At 45.8% G+C, this 23,386-nt stretch carries 21 protein-coding genes and 2 riboswitches; of the genes, 18 read left to right on the top strand and 3 right to left on the bottom strand.

Features of this window, described 5'->3' with window-relative positions:
* Nucleotides 1–241 precede the first annotated feature (241 nt).
* From ACXACN_RS13940 to ACXACN_RS13925, 4 genes are all read left to right on the top strand, one after another.
* Nucleotides 242–1,390 (top strand): acyl-CoA dehydrogenase family protein, encoded by a 1,149-nt coding sequence (locus tag ACXACN_RS13940; RefSeq protein WP_474965256.1) that lies wholly within the window; start codon nt 242–244, stop codon nt 1,388–1,390.
* Between the two features lie 11 nt (nt 1,391–1,401).
* On the top strand, nt 1,402–2,544 hold the full coding sequence (locus ACXACN_RS13935; protein WP_474965254.1) for a thiolase family protein: 1,143 nt from the start codon (nt 1,402–1,404) through the stop codon (nt 2,542–2,544).
* A 2-nt stretch (nt 2,545–2,546) separates the two neighbouring features.
* Nucleotides 2,547–3,314 carry a 3-hydroxyacyl-CoA dehydrogenase gene (locus ACXACN_RS13930; protein ID WP_474965252.1) on the top strand — a complete coding sequence of 256 codons (768 nt, stop codon included), beginning with the start codon at nt 2,547–2,549 and terminating at the stop codon, nt 3,312–3,314.
* Between the two features lie 184 nt (nt 3,315–3,498).
* Nucleotides 3,499–5,055: a fatty acid--CoA ligase gene (locus ACXACN_RS13925; RefSeq protein WP_474965251.1), complete on the top strand. Its 1,557-nt coding sequence runs from the start codon at nt 3,499–3,501 to the stop codon at nt 5,053–5,055.
* A 97-nt stretch (nt 5,056–5,152) separates the two neighbouring features.
* Here ACXACN_RS13925 and ligD read toward each other — a convergent pair whose 3' ends face one another.
* Entirely contained in the window at nt 5,153–6,910 is a 1,758-nt protein-coding gene (gene ligD / locus ACXACN_RS13920) for a DNA ligase D (protein WP_474965249.1), read from the bottom strand.
* Nucleotides 6,911–7,729: 819 nt separating this feature from the next.
* On the opposite strand from ligD, the gene ku reads away from it, so the two are divergent.
* From ku to ACXACN_RS13890, 6 genes are all read left to right on the top strand, one after another.
* Entirely contained in the window at nt 7,730–8,566 is an 837-nt protein-coding gene (gene ku, locus ACXACN_RS13915; protein ID WP_474965247.1) for a non-homologous end joining protein Ku, read from the top strand.
* A gap of 74 nt (nt 8,567–8,640) precedes the next feature.
* Nucleotides 8,641–8,820 carry a hypothetical protein gene (locus tag ACXACN_RS13910; protein WP_474965246.1) on the top strand — a complete coding sequence of 60 codons (180 nt, stop codon included), beginning with the start codon at nt 8,641–8,643 and terminating at the stop codon, nt 8,818–8,820.
* Entirely contained in the window at nt 8,813–9,421 is a 609-nt protein-coding gene (locus ACXACN_RS13905; protein ID WP_474965244.1) for a Fic/DOC family protein, read from the top strand. The genes ACXACN_RS13910 and ACXACN_RS13905 overlap by 8 nt, the downstream gene beginning before the upstream one ends.
* A gap of 211 nt (nt 9,422–9,632) precedes the next feature.
* Entirely contained in the window at nt 9,633–11,138 is a 1,506-nt protein-coding gene (gene asnB / locus ACXACN_RS13900; RefSeq protein WP_474965242.1) for an asparagine synthase B, read from the top strand.
* Nucleotides 11,139–11,372: 234 nt separating this feature from the next.
* The gene (gene eutB / locus ACXACN_RS13895; protein ID WP_474965240.1) at nt 11,373–12,341 is read left to right on the top strand and encodes a hydroxyectoine utilization dehydratase EutB; all 969 of its coding nucleotides are present in this window, start codon (nt 11,373–11,375) and stop codon (nt 12,339–12,341) included.
* Between the two features lie 12 nt (nt 12,342–12,353).
* Nucleotides 12,354–14,024, top strand: coding sequence for a PucR family transcriptional regulator (locus ACXACN_RS13890; RefSeq protein ID WP_474965239.1), 1,671 nt, complete (start codon nt 12,354–12,356; stop codon nt 14,022–14,024).
* Nucleotides 14,025–14,042: 18 nt separating this feature from the next.
* Here ACXACN_RS13890 and ACXACN_RS13885 read toward each other — a convergent pair whose 3' ends face one another.
* A complete protein-coding gene (locus tag ACXACN_RS13885; protein ID WP_474965237.1) occupies nt 14,043–14,570 on the bottom strand; it encodes a DUF3221 domain-containing protein in 528 nt (175 codons plus the stop codon).
* Between the two features lie 111 nt (nt 14,571–14,681).
* A riboswitch (TPP riboswitch) is annotated at nt 14,682–14,791 on the top strand.
* Between the two features lie 106 nt (nt 14,792–14,897).
* Between ACXACN_RS13885 and thiW the strand changes: the two genes are divergently transcribed.
* From thiW to thiE, 5 genes are all read left to right on the top strand, one after another.
* Complete coding sequence (gene thiW / locus ACXACN_RS13880; RefSeq protein WP_474965235.1) at nt 14,898–15,386, top strand: energy coupling factor transporter S component ThiW; 489 nt, start codon at nt 14,898–14,900, stop codon at nt 15,384–15,386.
* Nucleotides 15,387–15,391: 5 nt separating this feature from the next.
* Nucleotides 15,392–15,497, top strand: a riboswitch (TPP riboswitch).
* A gap of 42 nt (nt 15,498–15,539) precedes the next feature.
* Entirely contained in the window at nt 15,540–16,226 is a 687-nt protein-coding gene (gene tenA, locus ACXACN_RS13875; protein WP_474965233.1) for a thiaminase II, read from the top strand.
* On the top strand, nt 16,223–17,035 hold the full coding sequence (thiD, locus tag ACXACN_RS13870) for a bifunctional hydroxymethylpyrimidine kinase/phosphomethylpyrimidine kinase (protein WP_474965232.1): 813 nt from the start codon (nt 16,223–16,225) through the stop codon (nt 17,033–17,035). Before tenA ends, thiD begins: the two co-directional genes overlap by 4 nt.
* Nucleotides 17,026–17,784 (top strand): hydroxyethylthiazole kinase, encoded by a 759-nt coding sequence (gene thiM / locus ACXACN_RS13865; protein WP_474965230.1) that lies wholly within the window; start codon nt 17,026–17,028, stop codon nt 17,782–17,784. The genes thiD and thiM overlap by 10 nt, the downstream gene beginning before the upstream one ends.
* Complete coding sequence (gene thiE, locus ACXACN_RS13860; RefSeq protein WP_474965228.1) at nt 17,781–18,395, top strand: thiamine phosphate synthase; 615 nt, start codon at nt 17,781–17,783, stop codon at nt 18,393–18,395. The genes thiM and thiE overlap by 4 nt, the downstream gene beginning before the upstream one ends.
* A gap of 212 nt (nt 18,396–18,607) precedes the next feature.
* Here the strand turns inward: thiE and ACXACN_RS13855 are convergent, their stop codons facing one another.
* Nucleotides 18,608–19,828: a threonine synthase gene (locus ACXACN_RS13855; protein WP_474965227.1), complete on the bottom strand. Its 1,221-nt coding sequence runs from the start codon at nt 19,826–19,828 to the stop codon at nt 18,608–18,610.
* A 190-nt stretch (nt 19,829–20,018) separates the two neighbouring features.
* Between ACXACN_RS13855 and ACXACN_RS13850 the strand changes: the two genes are divergently transcribed.
* From ACXACN_RS13850 to ACXACN_RS13840, 3 genes are read left to right on the top strand one after another with little or no spacing between them, the layout of a single operon-like run.
* A complete protein-coding gene (locus tag ACXACN_RS13850; RefSeq protein ID WP_474965225.1) occupies nt 20,019–21,221 on the top strand; it encodes a M24 family metallopeptidase in 1,203 nt (400 codons plus the stop codon).
* Entirely contained in the window at nt 21,218–22,210 is a 993-nt protein-coding gene (locus ACXACN_RS13845; RefSeq protein WP_474966880.1) for a cyclodeaminase, read from the top strand. The genes ACXACN_RS13850 and ACXACN_RS13845 overlap by 4 nt, the downstream gene beginning before the upstream one ends.
* A complete protein-coding gene (locus ACXACN_RS13840; RefSeq protein WP_474965224.1) occupies nt 22,191–23,384 on the top strand; it encodes a cystathionine gamma-synthase family protein in 1,194 nt (397 codons plus the stop codon). Before ACXACN_RS13845 ends, ACXACN_RS13840 begins: the two co-directional genes overlap by 20 nt.
* Nucleotides 23,385–23,386: the final 2 nt, after the last annotated feature.

Here is a 23,386-nt window from a genome sequence, read left to right as displayed (position 1 = left end):
CAGCCACCCCTGACGCCTCACATAGCAAACGAACCCCGGAAAGTCTCGAAACTGAGTCTTCAACAATCCTGCCATATTGTTTAATATTCATTATTCGCGCTGGTGTGGGTCGGGACTGTAATGGAGGATGTCGAAATCCTTCTAAATACATAAATATGTAAGCGTTTTCTGTTTGAGGCAGGAAAAGAAGAATAAAAAGAGAATTACATCCAATAGCGAAGAATGCTCAGGGAGGAAGACTATGAAAGCATCTTACATAACAGAAGAACATGAAATACTCCGTCAATCTCTACGGAAGTTTTTAGAAAAAGAAGCTTATCCCTATTATGACGATTGGGAAAGGGCGGGGGAAGTACCCCGGGAGTTCTGGAGAAAGCTTGGAGAACAGGGATACCTTTGCCCTTGGCTCGACGAGAAATATGGTGGGTTTGGAGCAGATTTCGGCTATTCCGTTGTCATCAATGAGGAAATGGAAAAAGTGGGGACAGGACTGATTGGAGTCGGTTTGCACAATGATATTGTCGTTCCTTATTTGGAAGCTTACGGAACAGAAGAACAGAAACAAAAATGGCTTTCAAAATGTACCACAGGAGAATGTATTACAGCGATTGCGATGACAGAACCGGGTGCAGGTTCAGATCTTGCTTCAATCAGGACGACAGCTGTAGAAGATGAAAAAGGATTTATGTTGAATGGTGAAAAAACATTCATCACGAATGGGATCCACGCGGATCTGGTTGTCGTGGTGTGTAAAACGGATCCCCATGCCTCTCCAGCGTATAAGGGAATCAGTCTGTTGGTCGTTGAAAGGGATACGCCTGGTTTTTCCCGTGGGAGAAAGCTCGATAAAATCGGTCTGAACAGTCAGGATACGTCAGAGTTGATTTTTGAGGATGCACTTGTCTCTAAGAAGCACCTTCTTGGTAAAAAAGGAGAGGGTTTTTATTACTTGATGAATCAGCTGCAACAGGAGCGCTTGATTGTAGGAATCGGAGCCATTGCTGCCTGCGAACGTATGCTAGAGTTGACGATTGCATACGTGAAGGAACGTAAAGCTTTTGGGAAATCGATTGCTTCTTTTCAAAATACTCAATTCAAACTTGCTGAACTTCAAACAGAGGTGGAAATCGGGAGGACATTCCTGGATCGGACGATTGAAGCGCATATGAACGGGGAGGAAGTTGTCAAAGAGGTGTCGATGTCCAAGTGGTGGACGACAGACCTTGTGAAGAAGGTAGCGATGGAGTGTATGCACCTTCACGGTGGCTATGGATATATGGAAGAGTATGAGATTGCGAGAAGGTTCCGTGACGCGCCGGTCACTGCAATTTACGCGGGATCCAATGAAATTATGAAAACGATTATCGCCAAAAAGATGGGCTTAGTATAGGAGGATAAGATATGAATGAAGTCGTCATCGTCGAAGCAGTACGAACACCTGTGGGAAAAAGAAATGGAGGGCTCAGCGAAATCAGGCCGGATATCCTTCTGGCTGATGTCCTTAAGGAACTGGTTAACCGAGCTTCTCTTGACCCTATAGAGGTTGAAGATGTAATCGCTGGTTGTGTGAGCCAAGTCGGGGAACAAGCAGGAGATATTGCCAGGATTGCTGCCCTGACTGCTGGATTTCCAATGGAAGTTCCTGGGGTAACTCTTGATCGTCAGTGTGGATCGAGCCAACAGGCCATCCATTTCGGTTCCCAGGCCATTGCTTGTGGGGATATGGATGTCGTCATTGCCGGTGGTGTGGAAAGCATGTCCCGAGTTCCGATGTTCTCAAACATGCAGGGGACATCATTTAATGAACGGTTAACGTCCAAATACGAGATGATCAATCAAGGCCATTCAGCAGAAAGGATCGCAGAACAGTGGCAATTGAGTAAAGAAGAACTGGATGCTTATGCTGCTGAAAGTCATCGGCGTGCGCTTATGGCCATTGATGAAGGAAGGTTTGAAAAGGAAATCATGCCCGTGACTTTAGGGGACTCTCGTGTGATTCAAACAGATGAAGGCCCCAGAGCAGGAACATCTGTCGACACCCTTGCTTCGCTGAAAACAGTTTTCCAAGAGAATGGCAAAATCACCGCAGGAAATGCGAGTCAAATTAGTGATGGCGCTGCAGCTGTCCTGTTAATGTCACGAAGAAAAGCGGAGACATTGGGGTTGAAGCCACGCTTTCGGATTGTCTCCAGAGCTGTCGTCGGTTCTGATCCTACCTTAATGCTCACAGGTCCGGTTCCCGCAACTCATAAGGTCTTACAAAAAGCTGGACTGAGCCTTGAAGATATCGATCTCTTCGAAGTGAATGAAGCTTTTGCCCCTGTACCTTTGTTTTGGATGAAAGAGACAGGTGTGCCACATGAAAAATTGAATGTGAATGGAGGAGCCATTGCGCTTGGTCACCCGTTAGGTGCCACCGGAGCGAAACTTATGACCACTCTGATTCATGAATTAGAAAGAACAGAAGGAAAATACGGACTTCTTGCCATCTGTGAAGGACACGGAATGGCGAACGGTACGGTCATTGAAAGATTGGAGGGATAACTATGGATGTTCATGAGGTTGTAGCGGTTGTGACAGGAGGGGCCTCAGGCCTTGGTGAAGCGACAGTAAGAAAAATTACAAGAAATGGCGGGAGTGTCGTAATTTTAGATCAAAACGAAGAAAAAGGCGTGGCACTTGCAGAAGAATTGGGCTCTTCAGTGCGGTTTGTCAAAACGGATGTCACTTGCGCAGATGAAATTGAGCGGATGCTCCAAATGACAATCGATACATTTGGGCAAATAAACACGGTAATCAACTGTGCCGGCATCGTAACAGGAGAGAAAGTGGTTGGAAGAAATGGTCCGCATCGCCTGGAATCTTTTACTAAAGTCATTGAGGTGAACCTGATTGGGACATTTAATGTGATTCGTTTAGCAGCTGAAAAGATGCAGGAGAATGAGCCCAATGATTACGGAGAGCGAGGAGTCATCATTAACACAGCTTCCATCGCTGCCTATGAAGGGCAAATTGGTCAGGCGGCTTACAGTGCCTCCAAAGGTGGCGTAGCAGCGATGACGATGCCGCTCTCAAGGGAACTCGCCCGCCACGGCATCCGTGTAATGGCTATTGCTCCGGGATTATTTGAAACCCCAATGTTTGAGCAGCTTCCTGAAGAAGCACGAGAGGCGCTTGGGAAAGCGACACCATTTCCTTCGCGGTTAGGAAAGCCTTATGAGTTTGCTAAGTTAGCTTTAAGCATTTTAGATAACCCAATGCTTAATGGGGAGGTGATCCGTCTAGACGGTGCCATTCGAATGCAACCCAAGTAAATGAGTACCTTGTCGGTAAGCCCCTATTACTTAGAAAGTAAGGACAAAGGAAAGCGCGCCTTCTTCCTTCCACAGAAAGATTTGTCTGAAGTACTCCGGTATGTAATCGTTCCGTATGTTTTTGGTCTATTGTGCACGTTGGCATATAGGAATTTATTAAAAAATCAAAAGGAGTCGATGAGAAATGGGACCAACACTTAGGAGTATGTTTGAGCAGACGGTAGCGAAGTACGGAGATAAGGAAGGATTGGTTGATCTACGCCTTGGCACACGCTGGACATACGGGGAATGGGATCAGGAAGTAAACCGAACTGCGAACGCTCTGAAAGCCTCAGGGGTGGAAAAAGGGGATAGAGTGTCAACGGTTCTTTTTAACACGGCTGAATACGCAACGGTGCTGTTTGCTTGCATGAAGATTGGGGCCGTATTCAATCCAGTGAACTTTCGACTTATGGAAAAAGAAATCGAGTTCATTTTGAAAGATGCAGATCCGAAAGTGGTCGTGTTTGAAAAAGCGACAGCTGCTCAAATTGCTCCCGTAGCGAAAGAAATGACAAGTGTAGAGTTCTGGTCCATTGACGAAGAAAACCTGCCTTATGCAATGAATTATTATGAACGGATCGATGGAGTGACGAGAGAACGGCCGGTTTGTGAGCTGCAGGAGAACGACCCTTATATCATCATGTATACTTCTGGAACAACAGGGCTTCCGAAAGGTGTGATCCACTCGCATAGAAATATGGTCGATCAGGCTCTCATCATGACAGCTTGTTTGAGACTGACGGAAAATGACCGAGGACTGACGGTAGCCCCTATCTTCCATTGTGCAGAGCTTCATTGTGCATTCTTTCCAAGAGTGATGATTGGGGCGACGAATGTCCTGTTGCACCACTTCGATGCACCTGAAGTGATTAGAACGGTCAGGGAGGAGCAGATTACATCCTTCTTTGCAGCCCCTACAATGTGGAACATGATGTTGCAAGAGAAATTTACAAAAGAGGATTTTCAGACATTAAGACAAGGTCTCTATGGAGGAGCGCCGATGGCACCTGCTTTGACGATGAAACTGCATGAATCTCTGGGTGTCCAACTAGTACAGGCCTATGGTATGACGGAAATGGGACCGGCAATTACAGCGCTTACCGAAGAAGAGCAGGTCACAAAAGCAGGATCGGCGGGCAGAGCGCTTTTGAACCATGAAGTACGTGTAGTGAGAACGAATGAGCATGGACCGGCAGAGCCTGAAGAGATTTGTAAACCGAAAGAACTGGGGGAAATTATCGTTCGAGGGCCGAGTATGATGAAAGAGTACTATAATAGGCCGGAGGCGACAGAAGAAGCCATGTACAAAGGTTGGTACCATACAGGGGACATTGGATCATTCGACGAAGATGGGTACCTCTGGGTCAGTGATCGTGTGAAAGACATGATTATTTCCGGCGGTGAGAATATCTATTCCAGGGAAGTGGAAGATGTCTTGTTCGATCATCCTGCTGTCCTGGATGCAGCCGTTGTCGGTGAGCCGGATGAACTATGGGGAGAAACAGTGGTGGCCTACATTGTCAAAAAAGATAGCGGCGTTACTGAACAAGAACTCGATGAATTCTGTACTTCAGGGAATCGGCTGGCCCGTTATAAACGGCCAAGGCGATATGAGTTTGTAGATGAACTTCCACGAAACGCAAGTGGTAAATTGCAAAAGTACAAGTTAAGAGACCGAAGTAAATCATTATCAGAATAAAAATATAGGAAAAGGCTGACGGTGACGACCGGCAGCCTTTTTTTATGTGACTTTTATGTGATATGGTGCCACATTTCCCGGGCAATATTCGACAAATTCATTGTAGCAATCGCTTCAATTTTTGAATGGGCTGACGCCCTCTGACTTCATCATACATAGCAAAAGGGCACCCAAATTCAGCTATTCGTCCAGGTACAGTATGGATTGTAAATGACTCCGGGCGTAAATCTCCCGTCACTTCTTTCCAATGAAGGGGTGTAGCGACGGTGGCTGTTTCGGTAGCTCTTGTCGAATACGGGGCAATAATCGTTTTGCCTTCTGCATGTTGGACGTAATCTATATATAAACGATCCCCACGATTTTTCTTCAACCGTTCAATTGTGAATAGGTCAGGTTTTTCGTTAACGAGGAGAGTAGCTAACGTTTCAGTGATTTTCCTCGTCTCCTCATAGCTTAAATCTCCCTCTTGGATAGGGATATGAATTTGCATGCCTTTATTTCCGGATGTTTTGACAAAGCTAATGACTTCTAGTTCATCAAGGAGATGTTTTAGCAAACGAGCGGCCGTAATCGCTTTACTGAAATGACTTCGATCTTTAGGATCCAGATCAAGAACAATTTCATCAGGTCTTTGCCCCCCGGCTTTCTCAAAAGGGATATGGTATTCCAATGCCCCCTGGTTGGCAAGCCATAGAAGAGAGAGAAGGTGATCGCAAATGATATACGGATCGCCATCTTCCATCCACATATTCAGAAAGTCAGGGGCGTGGTCGGGAAAGTGTTTTTGGTAAAAGGACTCTTTGTAAATCCCATCAGGATAACGGATTACTGTTAATTTTTTTTCCTGAATGAATGGGAGAATGTGAGGGGCTAATTGCCGGATGTAAACAAGAAAATCCTGTTTAGAAACATCCTCCCACAAAAGTTTATCAATATTGGTGGGATCAAAGTTGTCAGGAAACATAGACAGATCCCATTGTTTCTTGGTTTCTGTGCAATCTTCAGGATCCAGATCAAAGCGGAACTGATGGAAGAGTGGTTCACGAAGTTCACCTTCTTCAGCACTCAAACAGTGCACTTCTACACATGTGCCGGGATCTATATGCCATGTCTTTTTATTCTTAGTTCCATGTTCTTTGAAAAATGTTCGCAGCGTCTCGCTCTCATCATCTGTGAGGCCGTGTTTAAACTTCCCTAGAGGGACGGGCCTGCCGTCTTTGTAAAGCCCTACGTGATAATATCCATTCTCGGGGTCGTACCTTTGTAAAAAACCGGATACTGATCTCCATTGTTTCCACTTCAACCATTGCCTCCCACGGTCGCCTGGCTGATAAGTGCTCTTTTTCAATTTCGCAACGATCCCTTCCGCTTGATGCAACTCTGCAATGGTTTGGATCTTTTCTATATCTTCGTATTCGTCTATCTTTCTGATGTGAGGATGGTTGAGTTGGTCAAGGAGCTTGGTCATGTTTTCTCTTCTCTTCCATAAAGGATTAGAACTTTTTTCTACTATGTCAAAGGCCATAAACGTAGCAGGCCTTTGTTCAGATGCAGATCGTATTTTCTCCTTGTTTCGCATTCGTCCTCTTGTTTGAAGGACTTCGAAGTTCGCTTGATATGGGCTATTCAATATGACCAGTTCGCCATCCAGGGTAAATGGCAGGAGCTTCTTAGGAATTTCCATCTGAACGATTTCAGGAAATCTGTCGCTCATGTCTTTTCCATTCCTGCTCCAGAGCTTGATCCCTTCCTCGCGTGCTTCGAGAATAGCTCTGAACCCATCATACTTCACTTCATACACCCACTCATCCCCCTCAGGGAGTTCCATCGTCCCCATCAACAGCATCGGCTTCATCTCCACCATCTCCTTTCCTTTAACCTTTCTTGCATGAAAGCTCCCGTTTGTGGAAGACTCAGTTTCGAGATGTTCCCGGGGTTCGTTTGCCGTGTTGGGTGTTAGGGGTGGTTGGGAAGCCACTCGTCTAGCTCCATCGCCCAGACACTCGCGTCATAAGCAGAACAGCAAAGGAATGGAGGGCACATTCCGTTGCTGTTCTGCTTATGCCAGTCGTGTCTACCAGGGCGATTCCGCATTTGAACACTTTCCTGCGGGGATGACGGCAAGCCTCCTCGGACTTCGTCCTGTGGGGTCTCGCCAGCCAATCCATTCCCGCGGGAGTCTCGCAGCTTCCCAACCACCCCTTTCATAGTAAGGAGAAACGAACCCCTATACCTAGAGGGAGTGTCCCATTTCCCCTCCTAAGGCAGGCATAAAGCGCTCTGTATCAAGCTTATAGATTCTGAATGCATGCTTGTGGAGAGGTTATATAATCCACTCTCCTCAGTCTTCTCAGTCATTCAAGCTGATTGTTCCAGAAGTGATTTCGAGAATCTTCCATGGAAAAGGGGCGGAGGGGAATGGGGAGACTCCTGCGGGAAAAAAGTGCAGGGTGAGACCCCGCAAGGCGTTAGCCTGAGGAGGCTCACCGCGCTCCCGCGGAAAGCGAGTCATTCCCCGCAGCCCCTATCCACTTAACAAAAGTCTCGAAACTGAGTCTTCCACAATCCTGCCATTTAGTTGAATAGGTTGGCCTTTGTTATGTAGTTTATCCATGGATGCGCAACATATTTTTTGAGTGAATCGTGAAACCTATAGGAAAAAGGAGTGGTCGGGATGCACACGATGTGGAAAGGGACCATAAGCTTCGGACTTGTGAATATTCCAGTGAAACTACATGCAGCAACAGAGAATAAGGACATCAAGCTACGTCAGCTTCATGAAGAATGTAAATCACCGGTGGAATATGAGAAGCGTTGCCCTGTTTGTGAGCGGGAAATTGAGAGTGAAGAAATTGTAAAAGCTTATGAGTATGCAAAGAACAAGTTTGTCGTTTTAGATAAAGAAGACTTGGAACAGCTGAAAAAAGAACAGGAAGACAAAGCGGTCGAAATCATCGATTTTGTGAAATTAGAAGAAATCGACCCGATTTATTTTGAGCGAAGTTATTTTATTTCCCCAAGCGAAGGAGGGTCAAAAGCATACAGTCTCCTTCGTCAGGCCCTAGGAGACACAGAGAAGATCGGAATTGCTAAAATCATCATCCGATCCAAGGAACAATTGGCGATTGTCCGGGTGTATGAAGATACGCTTGTCATGGAAACGATTCATTATCCTGATGAGGTCAGGTCTGTCCAGGATGTTCCTAATGTTCCGGAAGAGACGGAGTTAAGTAAGAAAGAATTGAGTACAGCTGTTACGTTGATCGATCAGTTGACGGCGGAATTCGATCCTGAAAAATATAAAGATGAATACCGGACGGCGCTGATGGAACTAATTGAAGCGAAGAAAAACAATGAAGAAGTCACAACGGCCAAAGATAAGCCGAAGCCGGATAACGTGACGAACTTAATGGACGCTTTGGAAAAATCATTGGAGAAAACGAAGGGGTCTAAGAAGAAGAAAACAACGAAGAAAAAGACGACCACATCTGGTAAGAAAAAGACTTCTTAATAGGGTCTCATCGTCTATAATACCTTCATCTGTAGTATAATGAAGAGTATATGAATAAAGTTCGGAGGGATTGGATGACCGTACGTTCGGAGGAAGAAGTGGAATTACTTATGCGTCCGGCCTTGGCTTCTCTTGCTGTCGAAGGAGACCGTTTGAACAAGAAACAGAAAATGCTTGTGAAAAAATGTCTCACGGGTGAGATCACTCACCAGGAATTCGTCAAACGGGCGTTGGAACTGGCTCGTCATGCCTAACACAAGGTACGGGAATGAAAAGTCGAAGTATTGTTATCCCGGGTCAAACGTGTTGATCAATCATTTTGATATCAAGAATGATAAAACATTGACAGCGCTGGAGACGATGCTTACGGCACAAAGGCTGGCTGAGCTCCAATCTACCCCGGTAGAAGGGGATTTTGACCTGCGTCATCTACAAAGAATTCACGTCCGCCTTTTTTCTGATCTTTATCCCTTTGCTGGAGAAATTCGAACAGAGAACATTACAAAAGACGGATTTTCTTTTGCTCAGGCGAGATTCATACACGATGCGGCGGAACCGATCTTTCAGCAGTTAATGAGAGAAGATTGGAAAAGTATGAACAGGGTCCTGGTTGTAGAGAAATTGGTTTATTACATGTCAGAAATTAATGTGCTCCATCCTTTTAGAGAAGGAAATGGGAGGAGTTTGCGGGAGTTTATCCGATGCTTAGCTTTAGAAGCGGGGTATCATTTGGATTGGTCCGTGGTTCCACCTGAAGAAATTTTTCAGGCGAGTGTCCAGTCTGTTAAAGATGGGAGCGCGCTTGCTCAGGTCATTAGTCAGTGTTTGACTACTTATCAAAAGCCTTCAGCTTGATACAAAGCTGGAGGTTTTTTGCATGAAGAGAGAGGATGTGACTTGTATGAGCGTCCATTCCGAGAATGTCTCCTCTATCTGTTTCCATTTTGTTTTTTTCGCGTGTTTTGCTTCCATTTGCTTACAGATCCGGTTTGAAGAACGATGGAAAAAAGCGTAGCCTGAGTCGTATGCAAATCTTGCATAGAAACTTAGGAGGTCATTAAAACTTATGTGTGGAATATTCGTGACACAAGGAGAGATGAGTGAAAAACAAATGAATGATGTGCTGGAACTGCTTTACCATCGTGGTCCAGACGAGGGGAAGTCTGTCGTTACCGACCGTGTTCATCTAGGACACAGACGATTATCGATTATCGGACTTGACGATGGCATCCAGCCGATTCATACCGAAGACAAAAAACGTTGGATCGTCTGTAATGGCGAAATTTACAATTATGAAGCCATTAAAGAATCCTTAGCTGAAGAAGTCTCTTTTCTCACAAAATCAGACAGTGAAGTGGCTTTGAAATTAGTCGAAAAGAGAGGGCCTGAAGCTATCCATCAGCTTGATGGAATGTTCGCATTTTTTATCGCTGATGAGGAGAGCGATTCGTTTGTCGTAGCCCGTGATACGCTTGGGATCAAGCCGCTCTATTACGGAAAGGATCGAAAAGGGCAGTATGTTTTTTCATCTGAACTAAAAGCCATTGAACCTTTTGTGGATGAGGCGAAAGAATTTCCTCATGGCCACTATTTCACACCGGAAGATGGTTTCGTCTGCTACCGTAGAATCCAGTCCCCTAAACAATCTTACACGGAACATGAGATGACCGAAGTGTTTACGACCATTCAACAAACCATGAACGAAGCTGTTCGAAAAAGACTGATCGCAGACGTTGAAGTAGGGGTACTGCTTAGTGGGGGATTAGACAGTAGTTTAATTGCCGCTATCGCGGATCAGCAGAAGCAAGAGGACAAAACTCTTAAATCATTTTGTGTAGGTACGGAAGGAAGTGCGGATATCATCAACGCGCGAACAGTTGCTGAAGCGCTTGGAACCGACCATTATGAATATATTTATACAGAAGAAGAATTGATTGAGGCCGTCTCGGATGTCATTTATCATCTGGAGTCTTACGAGCCTTCCCTTGTGCGGAGCGCCATCCCAAATTATTTCGTGTCTAAACTCGCATCACAACATGTAAAGGTGATTTTATCTGGAGAGGGAGCGGATGAATTATTCGCTGGGTATGCCTATATGGAAAAATATCAAGATACCACTTCCATGAACAAAGAAATCATTCGTGTTCTGAATACTCTCCACCACGTGAATCTGCAACGAGCGGATCGTATGAGCATGGCACACTCTATTGAACTTCGCGTACCATTCCTGGATTTAGATGTTGTGGAGAATGCTTTGCAGATCCCTGCTGGCTTGAAAGTTCACAAAAAAGACCGCATGGAAAAATGGCTGCTTCGAAAAGCTTTCGATGGCATCATTCCTGAAAAAGTATTATGGCGTAAGAAAGCAGAATTCTCAGAAGGAAGCGGTGCTCTGGACTTGTTGGAACTTCATGCAGAAAGAACGATTACAGACGAAGCTTTCGAAAAAATTCAAGCCGAAGCACCGGTGGACTTACGGTCTAAACAGGAAATGTTTTTTTATCAGATATTCAGGGGTCACTTCCCGGAAGAAAAAATGCTCCATACCGTAGGCAAATGGGCCACGGCTTAACTAAAAAAAGACAGATGCCAAGTGCATCTGTCTTTTTTCATTTCTCGCTCCAAACCAAAGGGCATAAAAGTCGCGCTGAAAAAGCCATTCTAGAAGTGGGAACACTGCCTCAAAGCTCCTTTGAAAAAAAGTGGGTTTTACCACTTTAAACTTTATGTGGTGTTCCACTATAATAAAAATAACTGAAAATTCAAAACAAATTTCCGTGCGCATACAAGAAAGGGGAAGTGAGGAATGACCAGCCTTTCTTTCAGAGAAATTTGGGCAGCGAAGAAGCGTATCTCTCCGTTTGTCCAATCCACGCCTATTCTGTACTCAGAACCTCTTTCTGAGCATACAGGGGCTACTGTTTATTTAAAGCTCGAGCATACTCATCCAACAGGTTCATTCAAGCTCAGAGGGGCAGCAAACAAAATCTTATCTTTTGACGAGGAAGAATTGAAAAACGGTGTCACTACTTTTTCAACAGGCAATCATGGCATAGCTGTTGCATATGTCGCCGCACAGTTAGGGATTCCTTGCAAGGTATGCATATCCAATCGTGTTCCGAAGGCGAAGGTGAGTCGCTTAAAGAAGCTGGATGCGTCTGTGGAAATTGTCGGTGACAGTCAAGACGATGCAGAAGCAAGGTGTGCGGAATTGGAAAAAGACGAAGGGATGAAGGTAATCAAGCCTTTTGATGATCGGGAAGTTATTGCCGGTCAAGGTACGATTGCACTTGAAATTATGGAACAGTGTCCGGAAGTCGATGAAGTAATCATTCCTTTATCTGGAGGTGGACTGTTGTCAGGGATTGCTTTTGTGATGAAATCCATCGAACCTTCCATACGTGTGACAGGTGTGACGATGAAAAAGGGTGCGGTGATGCAAGCAAGCCTCGCCGTGGGGAAACCTGTCATTCTTGAGGAATCTCATACCTTGGCAGACAGTCTACTTGGAGGAATCGGTACAGAGAATCGGTACACATTTCCAATGACGAGGGCTTATATGGACAAAGGGGTGCTCGTGGAGGAGGAACAGATTGAAGAGGGGCTGATTTTTACCCTTGAACACCATAAGATGGTTGTAGAAGGAGCAGCGGCAACTGGGATTGGTCATTTGCTTCGTTGTCAGGGTCTGGAAGGGGAAAGTGTCGTTGTTGTCATGAGTGGAAACAATATCGACCATGCTGTGATTACAGATCTTTTGGCTAAACGTACGTAGGGAGGAGTGGAGATGGGGGTTGCGGTAAAGGATGTCTTAAAGCTTCCGGTGTTCGAAAAGGCAAAGGTACAGACAACGATGTATGATCGTCGGGTGGACTGGATTTCAGTGATTGAAACTCCTGTGGAGAACTTTGTAAGGAACAATGAATTTGTCTTGAGTACTGGGGTCGGGTGTGCGGAGGATGTTTTGGCTCTCGAAGGATATGTACAAGATGTGATTCGCTCGGAAGCCTCCGTCCTCGCATTTGCCACAGGACGTCACCTTTATAAAATTCCGGACCGGATCTTAAAACTGGCGGAAAGACATAAGCTGATTGTAATGGAAATTCCATGGGAAGTGCGGTTTGGAGATATATTACAGGATGTATTTCGGCTGATCAGTGAGGAAAATCGTCAGGAGCAGCTACGGACGGAAGAGATACGACAGGAGTTGATCAACTGTGTCCTGAATGGAAAAGGGCTGCAGGAAATCACTTCAATCATCTATGAGAACACCGGCATTCCTACGGCCATCAGTGATCATAACAAACAGATTCGGGCAAATCAGTATTTTGATCGTTATTACATCGATGTTTTGAATGGGCATGAGACTTCGCGGGAAGGAACACTTGTAGAAACAGAGATGGATAGTGATCATCCACTTCGTCATTACATTGAAACTTATGAAATCGCAGGTCAGCAGTGCTATCAGCTTACGATTTTATCAAACTATAAGAAACAGGGATATATTTTATTCAAACCCAAAGATATAAAGGATTTAACGTGGGTGAACTTTCACATCTTAGAACATGCGCTTACGGCCTGTGCTTTATATTTTGTCAAAGAAAATGCGATTGAAATGACCGAAATCAGGCTCAAAGATAACTTTTTGCTGGATTTAGCTAAGCAGGAAAGGGAGATGGACAGAGCCCTTTTATCCAAAGCGCAGCTTCTAGGTTATGATTTAGAGAAGCCTTATATTTGTCTCGTCGGCCACATCCGTTTTATTCAGTCAGAGGAAGAACGGACCACTTCGTCTGTGCCTCAAGTCAAATCGTCATCCATCAACAGCAGGAATTATTATATTCAGAAGGAAGTCACGCATGCAGGAGATGCGCTGCACAGAAGGACGATGACCACTTTTGATGAAGGGGAGGTCATTGTTTATTTGGAAACGGATCGCCCGGATTACGAAGAAACAGCGAATCAGTTTCTTGACCTGATTGAGCGGAGGCTGCATGAGTTATTGAAAGGGGTTACGATTAGCTGGGGGATTTCCTGCCATAAAGGTGGGTATCAAACTTTTCATAAAAGCTATGAGGAAGCGGAGACGGCATTGAAAATCGGTCAGCAGCATGAAGAAGGGGAGCGGACGTTTTTCAATGATACCAGGATGAATCGCCTGCTTATGGCACTTTCCCACGAAGAAGAAATCGGAGTGATTGTTTCCGACACGTTAGAGAAACTGATCGATTATGATCAGAAACGGCAGACAGAATTGATTCATACATTTATGGTTTACAACAAATACAACAGCAATGTCAGTCAAACAGCGAGAGCGTTGAATCTGCACCGGCAATCCTTACTGCATAGATTGAGAAACATTGAACATTTGACCGGACTATCTCTTCTCAATGCAGATGATCTTTTTTTGTTGGAACTTAGCGTGAGGTTATGGCTTTTGAAAAAAGTGGATGCATAGAGCGCTCCCGATGGCGCTCTACTTTTCATCTTTGACCGTCGTTTTCCATACTCCCTGGCTTCCCCCGCGTCGATCCAGCTTCACGGTCCACTGGTCGGACTCTTCATCAAAGGAGAGCAAAGAAACGATCAGCACATCTGTTTGTTCTGGTTCTGTTTCGGATAACGCTGTAGAAAGAGCTTCGGAAGCTTTTAAATCCGCTCCTTGAACTTCACTCATTTCAAGCTCCTGGACTTTTTCAGCTGTGGCTTGTTCTGGATAGGACTCAGCGATCTCCCCATCTACCCAGACCTCGACCTGTTTGCCGATCCATAGACCTTCAGGAGCTCCGGAGACCCACATGGCGCGTCCTTCCTCCCCTGATCCATTATCCATTGGTGTGACAACCAGGATCCGGTCCTCATCCTGATTCATGACAAAACCACTCATGTCCGGATCAGATGCTTCCACTTCATTCTGGTCTACTTCTTCTGTCTTAGAAATTCCACATGCACTAAGGAATAAAGAGGAAACCATGAACATACCAAGAATCCATCTCATTTTCATTATTCACACACTCCTTATCTTCTTATGTTGACGTATGAGCGGAAGGAAAAGTTTCACATGACAGAAACATCCAATTTTGTTATGATGAAAATCACCAAGCGAATAAGATTATGAAACTACTAGGGGAGCCTGAATGGGCTGAGAGGAAAGCGAACAAGTTTTCCGACTCTTACGAACCTGATCTGGTTAATACCAGCGGAGGGAAGTAGTCTGATGATACGTATATCGACTTACTTCATACCAGGCCAGGTCCTCTAAGGATCTGGCTTTTTTATTTGACTCCATTCAGCTCCTGTAAGGAAATCCTGTAAGGAAAGGTGGTGAAAGATGAAAAAGACTAAATTACTCACAACGATGGCTGTGCTTGTTGCCATTGGAACGCTTGGTGCTCAATTCCTTTGGTTCCCGGCTGGAATCGCGAAAGCTTATCCAGTTCAGCATGCGGTAAATGTGATAGCGGCGGTGGTTCTTGGACCCGTACCGGCGGTCGTGATCGCGTTTGTCATCGGGCTCTTACGATTCTTATTAGGGCTCGGCACCTTTCTTGCTTTTCCAGGCGGAATGTTTGGTGCATTCATGGCAGGGCTTTGTTACCGGATGTACGAAAGAAAAAGGTCTGCGGTCGTTGGTGAAGTGCTCGGTACTGGAGTGCTCGGGGCTTTAGCATCTGCTCCACTGGCATACGTCCTGATGGGAAGTTCAGTAGGTGTTTTCGCGTTTGTACCATCTTTTGTCGTAAGCAGTGTCTCGGGGGCTTTGATTGCTGCCTTCATTTTATCACGAGTGAAAGTTGAAAACATGATCTTACAACCATAATACACGGAAACTGCTAGGGGCGCGAGTATTCGCTGAGATAAGGAGACATTCCTTGGTCCCTCAATACCTGATCCGGGTCATGCCGGCGGAGGAAAGTAGTATCGATCCCCTTCTGTCCTCTAGTAGCTTCCGAGAATAATAGGAGGCTTTATCGTGTCTTTTTCCAATCAATTGAGAAATGAAAATCAAGACATCTATCAAAAAATCTTCACTCATCCCTTTGTCCAGTGTATTGGAAAAGGGATTGTCTCAAAAGAAGCGTTAACTCACTATATCAAGGCTGATTATGAGTATTTGAACGCCTTTATGCACGTCTATGGAATAGCTATATCCAAGTCTCCGGGAAGAGAAGACATAAAGCTGTTCAATGAACAGATCGATTTTATCCTGAACAGCGAAGTCCATCCTCATCATAATTTTTGTGAACAGATTGGCGTTTCCTATGAAGAACTGCAAGGATATCCATTGCCGCCAACCGCTGATCACTATATGAAACACATGCTTTTTCATGCCCATCATGGCGGCATTGGAGAAATATTAGCAGCCTTGCTTCCGTGCCCGTGGACCTATTATGAAATCGGAGTCGAGCTTATGAACAGCTATCAGCCAGGACCTGAACATCCTTTTCTTCCTTGGATCGAGTTTTACGCAGATGAGGAAGTGAAGAGCCTGACCACGGTGTTATGTGAGCGTCTGGATCAGTATGCGGAACGTGCCTCTGAAGCAGAAAAGAAGCGGATGAGAGAAGCATTTCGTAAAAGTTGTCAGCTGGAATATGCCTTTTGGGATATGGCTTATACGCAAGAGCAATGGCCTTGCGAAAAGGAGGGTGTGAGATGAGACAAGTCTCATGTGCGTTGACGATCGCCGGTACCGATCCCAGCGGGGGTGCCGGTATTCAAGCAGACTTGAAAACCTTTCAGGAGTTAATGAGTTATGGCATGAGTGTTGTCACCTCAGTCGTATCCCAAAACACGACAGGAGTGAAGGACGTTCATCATCTGCCGGACCCATTCATTTTGAGTCAGCTGAGAGCTATTTCAGAAGACATGCCTGTTCAAGCGCTGAAGACAGGAATGATTGCTAATAAGAGCATGATGAAAGTCATTAGCGAGTGGTTGGATGAAGTGGATGCTCCTTATGTCATGGATCCTGTTATGGTTGCTCAGAGCGGGGACCCGTTGATTGAAAAAGAAGATCAACGTTTTTTGAAAGAATATCTCGTACCGAAAACATCGCTCGTCACGCCCAACATCCCTGAAACGGAAGTGCTCGTCGGTGAGAAAATTGAAACAGAGGCGGATATGAAAGAAGCGGCCGAAGTGATCGTAACTGAATTAGGAGCAGGCGCGGCACTTGTCAAAGGAGGGCACCTCAAAGGAAGAGCCGTTGACTTTTTATACGATGGTGAACGCTTCTATGAATTTGGATCTGAACGTCTTGATTCTACCAATACGCACGGCACAGGGTGTACGTACTCAGCAGCCATTACGGCTTATCTGAGTCAGGGACACGCCTTACCAGAAGCCGTCAAGGAAGCGAAGTACTTTGTGACTGAAGCCATCCGCCACTCCTTTGATTTAGGAAAAGGAAGCGGACCGACCAATCATTTTGCTTTACGTGAGGAGGTTTTCAACCAATGGCTGTAGATATTATCGATAAAGTGAGAGAACAACGCCCGCTGATCCATCACATCACGAATGCGGTCGTCATGAATTTTACAGCGAATGGACTTATTGCTTTCGGAGGATCACCGATAATGGCCAATGCCAAACAGGAAGTGGCAGACGTCACCCGTTTATCACAAGGGCTGTTATTGAATATAGGAACCCTACACGAAGGCCAGGTGGAAGCGATGATCGTTGCAGGCAAGGCCGCCAATGAGAAAGGCATTCCAGTCGTTTTCGACCCCGTCGGCGCCCCTGCCACCCGTTATCGTTCAGACGTATGTCAGCGGATCCTGCAGGAGGTCAAACCGACCGTCATCAAAGGAAACGCAGGCGAACTCGCCCACCTCGTCGACTTGGATGTGGAGACGAAAGGCGTAGACTCTACAGGAGAAGCGGACCGTGAATCCATCGTTCGTTTCGTTGCAGAAAAATATCAGACCGGAGTCGTTTGTACAGGTGAAAAGGATGTGGGGTGGATGGAAGGTGAAGTTTTTGTTAACGAAACCGGTCATCCTCTGCTTGCACAAGTGACAGGATCCGGCTGTTTGTTAGGTTCCTTGCTCACTGCGGGCTTATCAGTCGAAGGCGATCCTTCAGAAAAGGTTCTGGCAACATTGAGCCATTATGGCAGGGCAGCGGAACAAGCAGCGGCTCACCCTGATGTAGAGGGTCCCGGGACATTCATCCCGCGGTTGATCGATGCTTTAGCGGGGAGTGTGGAATCATGAAAGCTTCTACACTTAGAAAATACTTCATCATGGGCAGTCAAAACTGCAACAAAGACCCTTTGTTCGTTTTGGAAGAAGCGATTAATGCTGGAATCACCTGCTTTCAATTTAGAGAAAAAGGCGAAGGCGCACGAACTGGAGAAGCGAAGTACAGCCTGGGCCATAAGCTGCGCCAACGTTGCGAGGAAGCGGATGTTTTATTTATCGTCAACGATGACATTGAACTTTTTGATGCGCTTAAAGCAGACGGAATTCACGTCGGGCAGAGTGATGAGAGTGTAAGAGAGATTCGTTCGAACTATCCAGACACCATCATAGGCTTATCGGTATCTAATAGAAATGAGCTGGATCGAAGTCCTGTTGACCTTGTGGACTATTTAGGGGTTGGACCGATGTACAGGACGACTACGAAAAAAGACGCCAACCCTGTAGCTGGACCTGAATGGGTGAAGGACGTCAAACGACAGTATCCACACATGCCTGTCGTCGGGATTGGGGGCATATATGCTGAAAATGCTGCAAGAGTGATGGAAGCGGGAGCTGATGGTGTTGCAGTTATTTCAGCTATTACACAAGCAGCGGACATATCTGATGTCGTACAGTCCTTATAAAAAAAGAGACTCATGCTTTTGCATGAGTCTCTTTTTTTTACTCTATCGACCTTTCAAAAATGCTTCGATACTGATAAATCCTCCGAAGTCACTGATAAAATTCCGAAAGCCACCGATAAATGTTCAAAAGTCACTGATAAAATTCCGAAACTTACCGATAAAAGCTTCCTTTGCCCGGATAGTTATATCGGAAGAAGGGGAAGTTGAGAGTTTTATACCTTGCTTTCCAGGCTGTCTCCAGGTTGAAGAATAGGAATATCAATCTGGACGGTTTCTGGATATTTGATGCCTGCCCCCGTATTGAGTACAACCACTTCATCCTCTGAGGAAATCCAGTTTTCTGCTCTTAACTTTCTGGCAGCAGAAAATGCAGCAGCCCCCTCAGGGCAAACGAATGCCCCTTCTTTTTGTGCGACTTTTTCCTGTTCAGTCAAAAGCTCCTGATCGCTGACGGTGACTGCACATCCATCGGTATCATACAAAGCATCGAGGACAAGGAAATCACCAATCGCCTTTGGTACATTGATGCCGAAAGCGATGGTTTCAGAGTTTTTCCAGAAGGAAGATTCTCTTTTTCCCTGCTGCCATGCTTCAACGATCGGAGCGCAGCCTTCGGATTGGACGGCTACGAGCTTTGGCATTTTGTCTTTAGCGATCCACCCAAGCTCCTGCAGCTCTCTCAAAGCTTTATGGATTCCAATCAATCCAACGCCTCCACCTGTAGGGTAGAGGATGACATCAGGAACCCTCCATCCTAATTGTTCGGCAATTTCAAGCCCCATCGTTTTCTTTCCTTCGATTCTATACGGCTCTTTTAATGTGGACACATCGTAGAGGTTTGATTTTTTTACAGCTTCCGCTACGATTTTACCAGCATCGCTAATCAGTCCATCAACGAGAAAAAGGTTAGCCCCTGATAACGCGCATTCGTTGCGGGTGATTTTCGGAGCGTCGACGGGCATGACGATGGTCGATTCCATCGATGCTCTTGACGCATACAAAGACCAGGCGGCTCCCGCATTGCCATTGGTCGGCATCGCGAGTTCTTTCACACCTAGCTCTTTCGCTTTTGATACCCCAACCGCAGCCCCTCTCGCTTTAAAGGACCCGGTTGGGGTAATTCCTTCATCTTTCATATGCAACGTTTGGATATTCATATCGTTCTGGAGAGTGGGGAGAGGAATTAAAGGACTCATGCCTTCTCCCAGTGAAGTTTTGTATGTAGGGTCTTGGAGTGGTAAAAGTTCATGATAACGCCATAGGTCGGGGGTGCGTTCTTTGAGCTGCTCGGTGGACCAGGTTTCTTTTAATTTGTCTAGATCATAGTTTACGAGTAAAGGAGACCCGCATACGCATAGATGTTGACGTTCGGTTGCTTGATAGATTTCCTCACATTTCGGGCAGTACAAATGAGATAAATAACTATAGGTCATCGTCATGTCCTCCTTGGTTTCGGTTACTCGTATCTTAACATATGAAATGATGGGAAAGGTGCATGACGACATTGTACTAAGGACATCTTCAAAACTTCATACACTTTTTACATTACAAGAAAAAGTATCTTTGAATACAATGAATGTACAGTCGTTTAAAAATTCAGATAACTAGCGCGGAGGGGATGAAATGGTTCTTCCTTTTGACATTTTAGAGTACCACCAGCGTTTGGAAAAGACGAAGAAGCGCATGGCTGATCAAGGAATTGACGTGCTTTTGATTACAGACCCGGCAAACATGAACTATCTTTCTGGTTATGATGCCTGGTCTTTTTATGTTCACCAAATGCTTGTGATCATCATTGATGAACCACAGCCGCTGTGGATTGGCCGCTATCAGGATGCGAACGGTGCCCGGGTGACGACGTGGATCTATGATGAGAATGTCATTGCCTACCCGGATTACTACGTCCATTCAGATGTTTACCATCCGATGGATTTTATGGCGGATATTTTGCTTCAAATTGGTCAGGGGAAGAGGAAATACGGTGTTGAAATGGATCATTACTATTTTACGGCTCAAGCTTTGGAAAGGTTGAAGAATGGGTTATCGAATGCCACTTTCCAGGACGCGACCCTGCTTGTGAATGGGGTGCGTATCGTTAAATCTGATCAGGAAATCGAGTACATGAGAAGGGCAGCCCAAATTGCGGACCTTGCGATGACCAAAGGCGTGGAGAGCATTTATCCAGGCGTTCGGGAATGCGATACCGCGGCCGAAATTTACTATCACATCGTGAGGGGGACCGCGGATTTTGGTGGCGAATATCCAGCCATCGTCCCACTGCTTCCGACCGGGGAGCATACATCCATTCCGCATCTTACATGGTCAGACCGTCCTTTTTTGAAAGGAAATGCGGTCATCATCGAACTGGCTGGTTGTTATAAGCGCTACCACGTTCCTCTTGCTCGGACCGTTTCAATCGGGGAACCCAATGAAAAAATGAAACAAGTCGCGCCGGTTGTTTTAGAAGGCATTCAAAATGTTCTGGACTTTGCAAAGCCTGGGGTGACATGTGGAGAACTCGAAGAAATATGGAGAAAGAGTATTAAGAAGCACGGATTTGAAAAAGAAGCTCGCTTAGGATATTCCGTTGGTCTTAATTATCCACCAGATTGGGGCGAGCATACAGCAAGCATTCGAAAAGGAGATTCGACGGTCCTGGAACCGAATATGACGTTCCATTTGATTCCTGCGCTGTGGTTCGATACAGACGGGATTGAAATCAGTGAAACCTTTAAAGTCACAAATTCGGGAAGTGAGCGTTTCACCACTTACCCGCAGGAGTTGATCATCCGGGACCACATGGATTTGAGCGGACAAATCAGCTGAAGGAGGTAGGTCATATTAGACTCTATGAACGGAAGGCCATTGAAAAAGTGATCCGTCTTGATACCCATCTTGTAGGAAAAATAGAAGAAGCCTTCACCTCATTAGTGGAACAGGAAACAGTAATGCCGCCGATTATGCGGATCGACGTTCCTGATCATAATGGTGAATTGGACATCAAGTCCGCCTATATCCAAGGCCAGGACAGCTTTGCTGTTAAACTGTCTTCCGGCTTTTTTAATAACCCTGCAATGGGAATTCCGAGCGCGAACGGACTCATGATTCTAATCAATAGTTTCACAGGTGAGCCTCTGGCTGTCCTGGCGGATGAAGGGCGGCTGACAGATTTGAGAACAGCTGCTGCAGGTGCCGTGGCTGCAAAATATGGAAGCAAAGAAAACTGCCGTTTCGCAGGGATTGTCGGCACCGGAGCTCAATCACGTCTTCAGCTCCAAGCACTTACTCTCGTTCGTCCGATTGAGCATGTGTTCCTTTATGGAAGAGATGGAAATAAAGCTTTGGCGTTCAAGCAGGAGATGGAGCAGAAACTGGGATTTCATGTGACGGTCTGTGATTCAGTTGAACAGGTTGTAGCGGAAAGTGATCTCGTTGTAACGACGACACCTTCCAAAGAACCCTTGATTTATGGGGATTGGGTTAGACCGGGACTTCACATCACCGCTATGGGGTCGGATGCTGAGCACAAGCAGGAATTAGATGCCTCCGTTATGGAAAAAGCGGATGTCATCGTCTGTGATGTGAAAGCTCAGTCCGTCCGTTTGGGAGAATTGCGTTCGGCTCCGAATGAACAAGCTCGTGCGGTGGAACTCGGCCAAGTGACCAGTCAAAGACGTTCGTTCCGGAGGTCAGAGGAGGAGATTACGGTCTGTGATTTGACAGGGACGGGTGTTCAGGATACAGCCATTGCAAGACATGTGTACCATCAATTATTAGCCTGGGAGGGTGTTAAGGATGAAAAACGCGAAGTTTAGTACAAAATCGATTTGGGCTGGTGAGAAAGAACAACTCGCATTCGGAGCGACACAAGTACCTGTCGTTCACAGTGTCTCCTTTGGTTATGACGACATGGATGAATGGTACGAGGTGGCTGTCGGCAATAAGCCAGGTCACATCTATGGGCGAAATACAAACCCAACCGTTCAGGCGTTTGAAGAGAAAATTCGTATCTTAGAAAATGCAGAAGCTGCTACAAGCTTTTCTACAGGAATGGCGGCGATCAGTAATACGCTCGGAACGCTGCTTTTCCCTGGCGATCGTGTGGTTTCGATTAAGGATACGTACGGAGGAACGAATAAAATTTTTACGGAATTCCTTCCGAAACAGCAAGTAGAAGTCGTGCTTTGTGAAACGGGGAATCATGAAGCTCTTGAAGCCGAAGTCGCAAAAGGGTGCAAAGTACTGTATCTGGAAAGTCCGACGAACCCGACGGTGAAAATTACCGACATCAAGCGGATGGCTGCCGCTGGAAAGGCTGTAGGAGCAACCGTGGTGGTTGATAATACCTTTGCCACGCCTGTGAATCAAAACCCGTTAGACCTTGGAGCCGACCTTGTCATCCACAGCGCGACCAAGTTTTTAGGCGGGCATGCCGATGCTTTAGGCGGGGCCGTATGTGGGAGGAAAAGTCTAGTTGAAGCTATCTATCACTATAGGGAAATTAACGGGGCGACCCTTGATCCTATGGCCGCTTATTTGCTTTTAAGAGGCATGAAGACACTGAAGCTTCGGGTAGAGCAGCAAAATCAAAATGCTGCAGCGATTGCGGAACATTTAAAAACATTCGACCTGGTGGAAGAAGTTTTTTATCCTGGTCTGCCTTCCCACCCTCATCATCAAGTCGCAAAACAACAAATGAAGGGTTTTGGAGGGATGCTCAGCTTTGCTGTGAAAGGTGGGGTGGCCACCGTCCGCGACCTTCTGCCAAAACTGCAATTCGCCAACCGTGCTGCCAATTTAGGTTCAGTGGAAACCGTGGTAGGACCATCCAGAACAACGAGTCATGTGGAATGCACCCCTGAAGAACGTGCAGCGATGGGGATTCCAGAGGGGTTGATTCGTTACTCGGCAGGAATTGAAGATATTGAAGACTTGAAAAATGACCTTTCCCAAGCTTTCCAATCGTTGCAAACCTATGTGAAAAAGTGAGG

The sequence above is a fragment of the Halobacillus sp. AWM4_238 genome (genome assembly GCF_056158265.1).
Note: the sequence above shows the minus strand (reverse complement) of the source record. Positions and strands in the feature narration are given on the sequence as shown.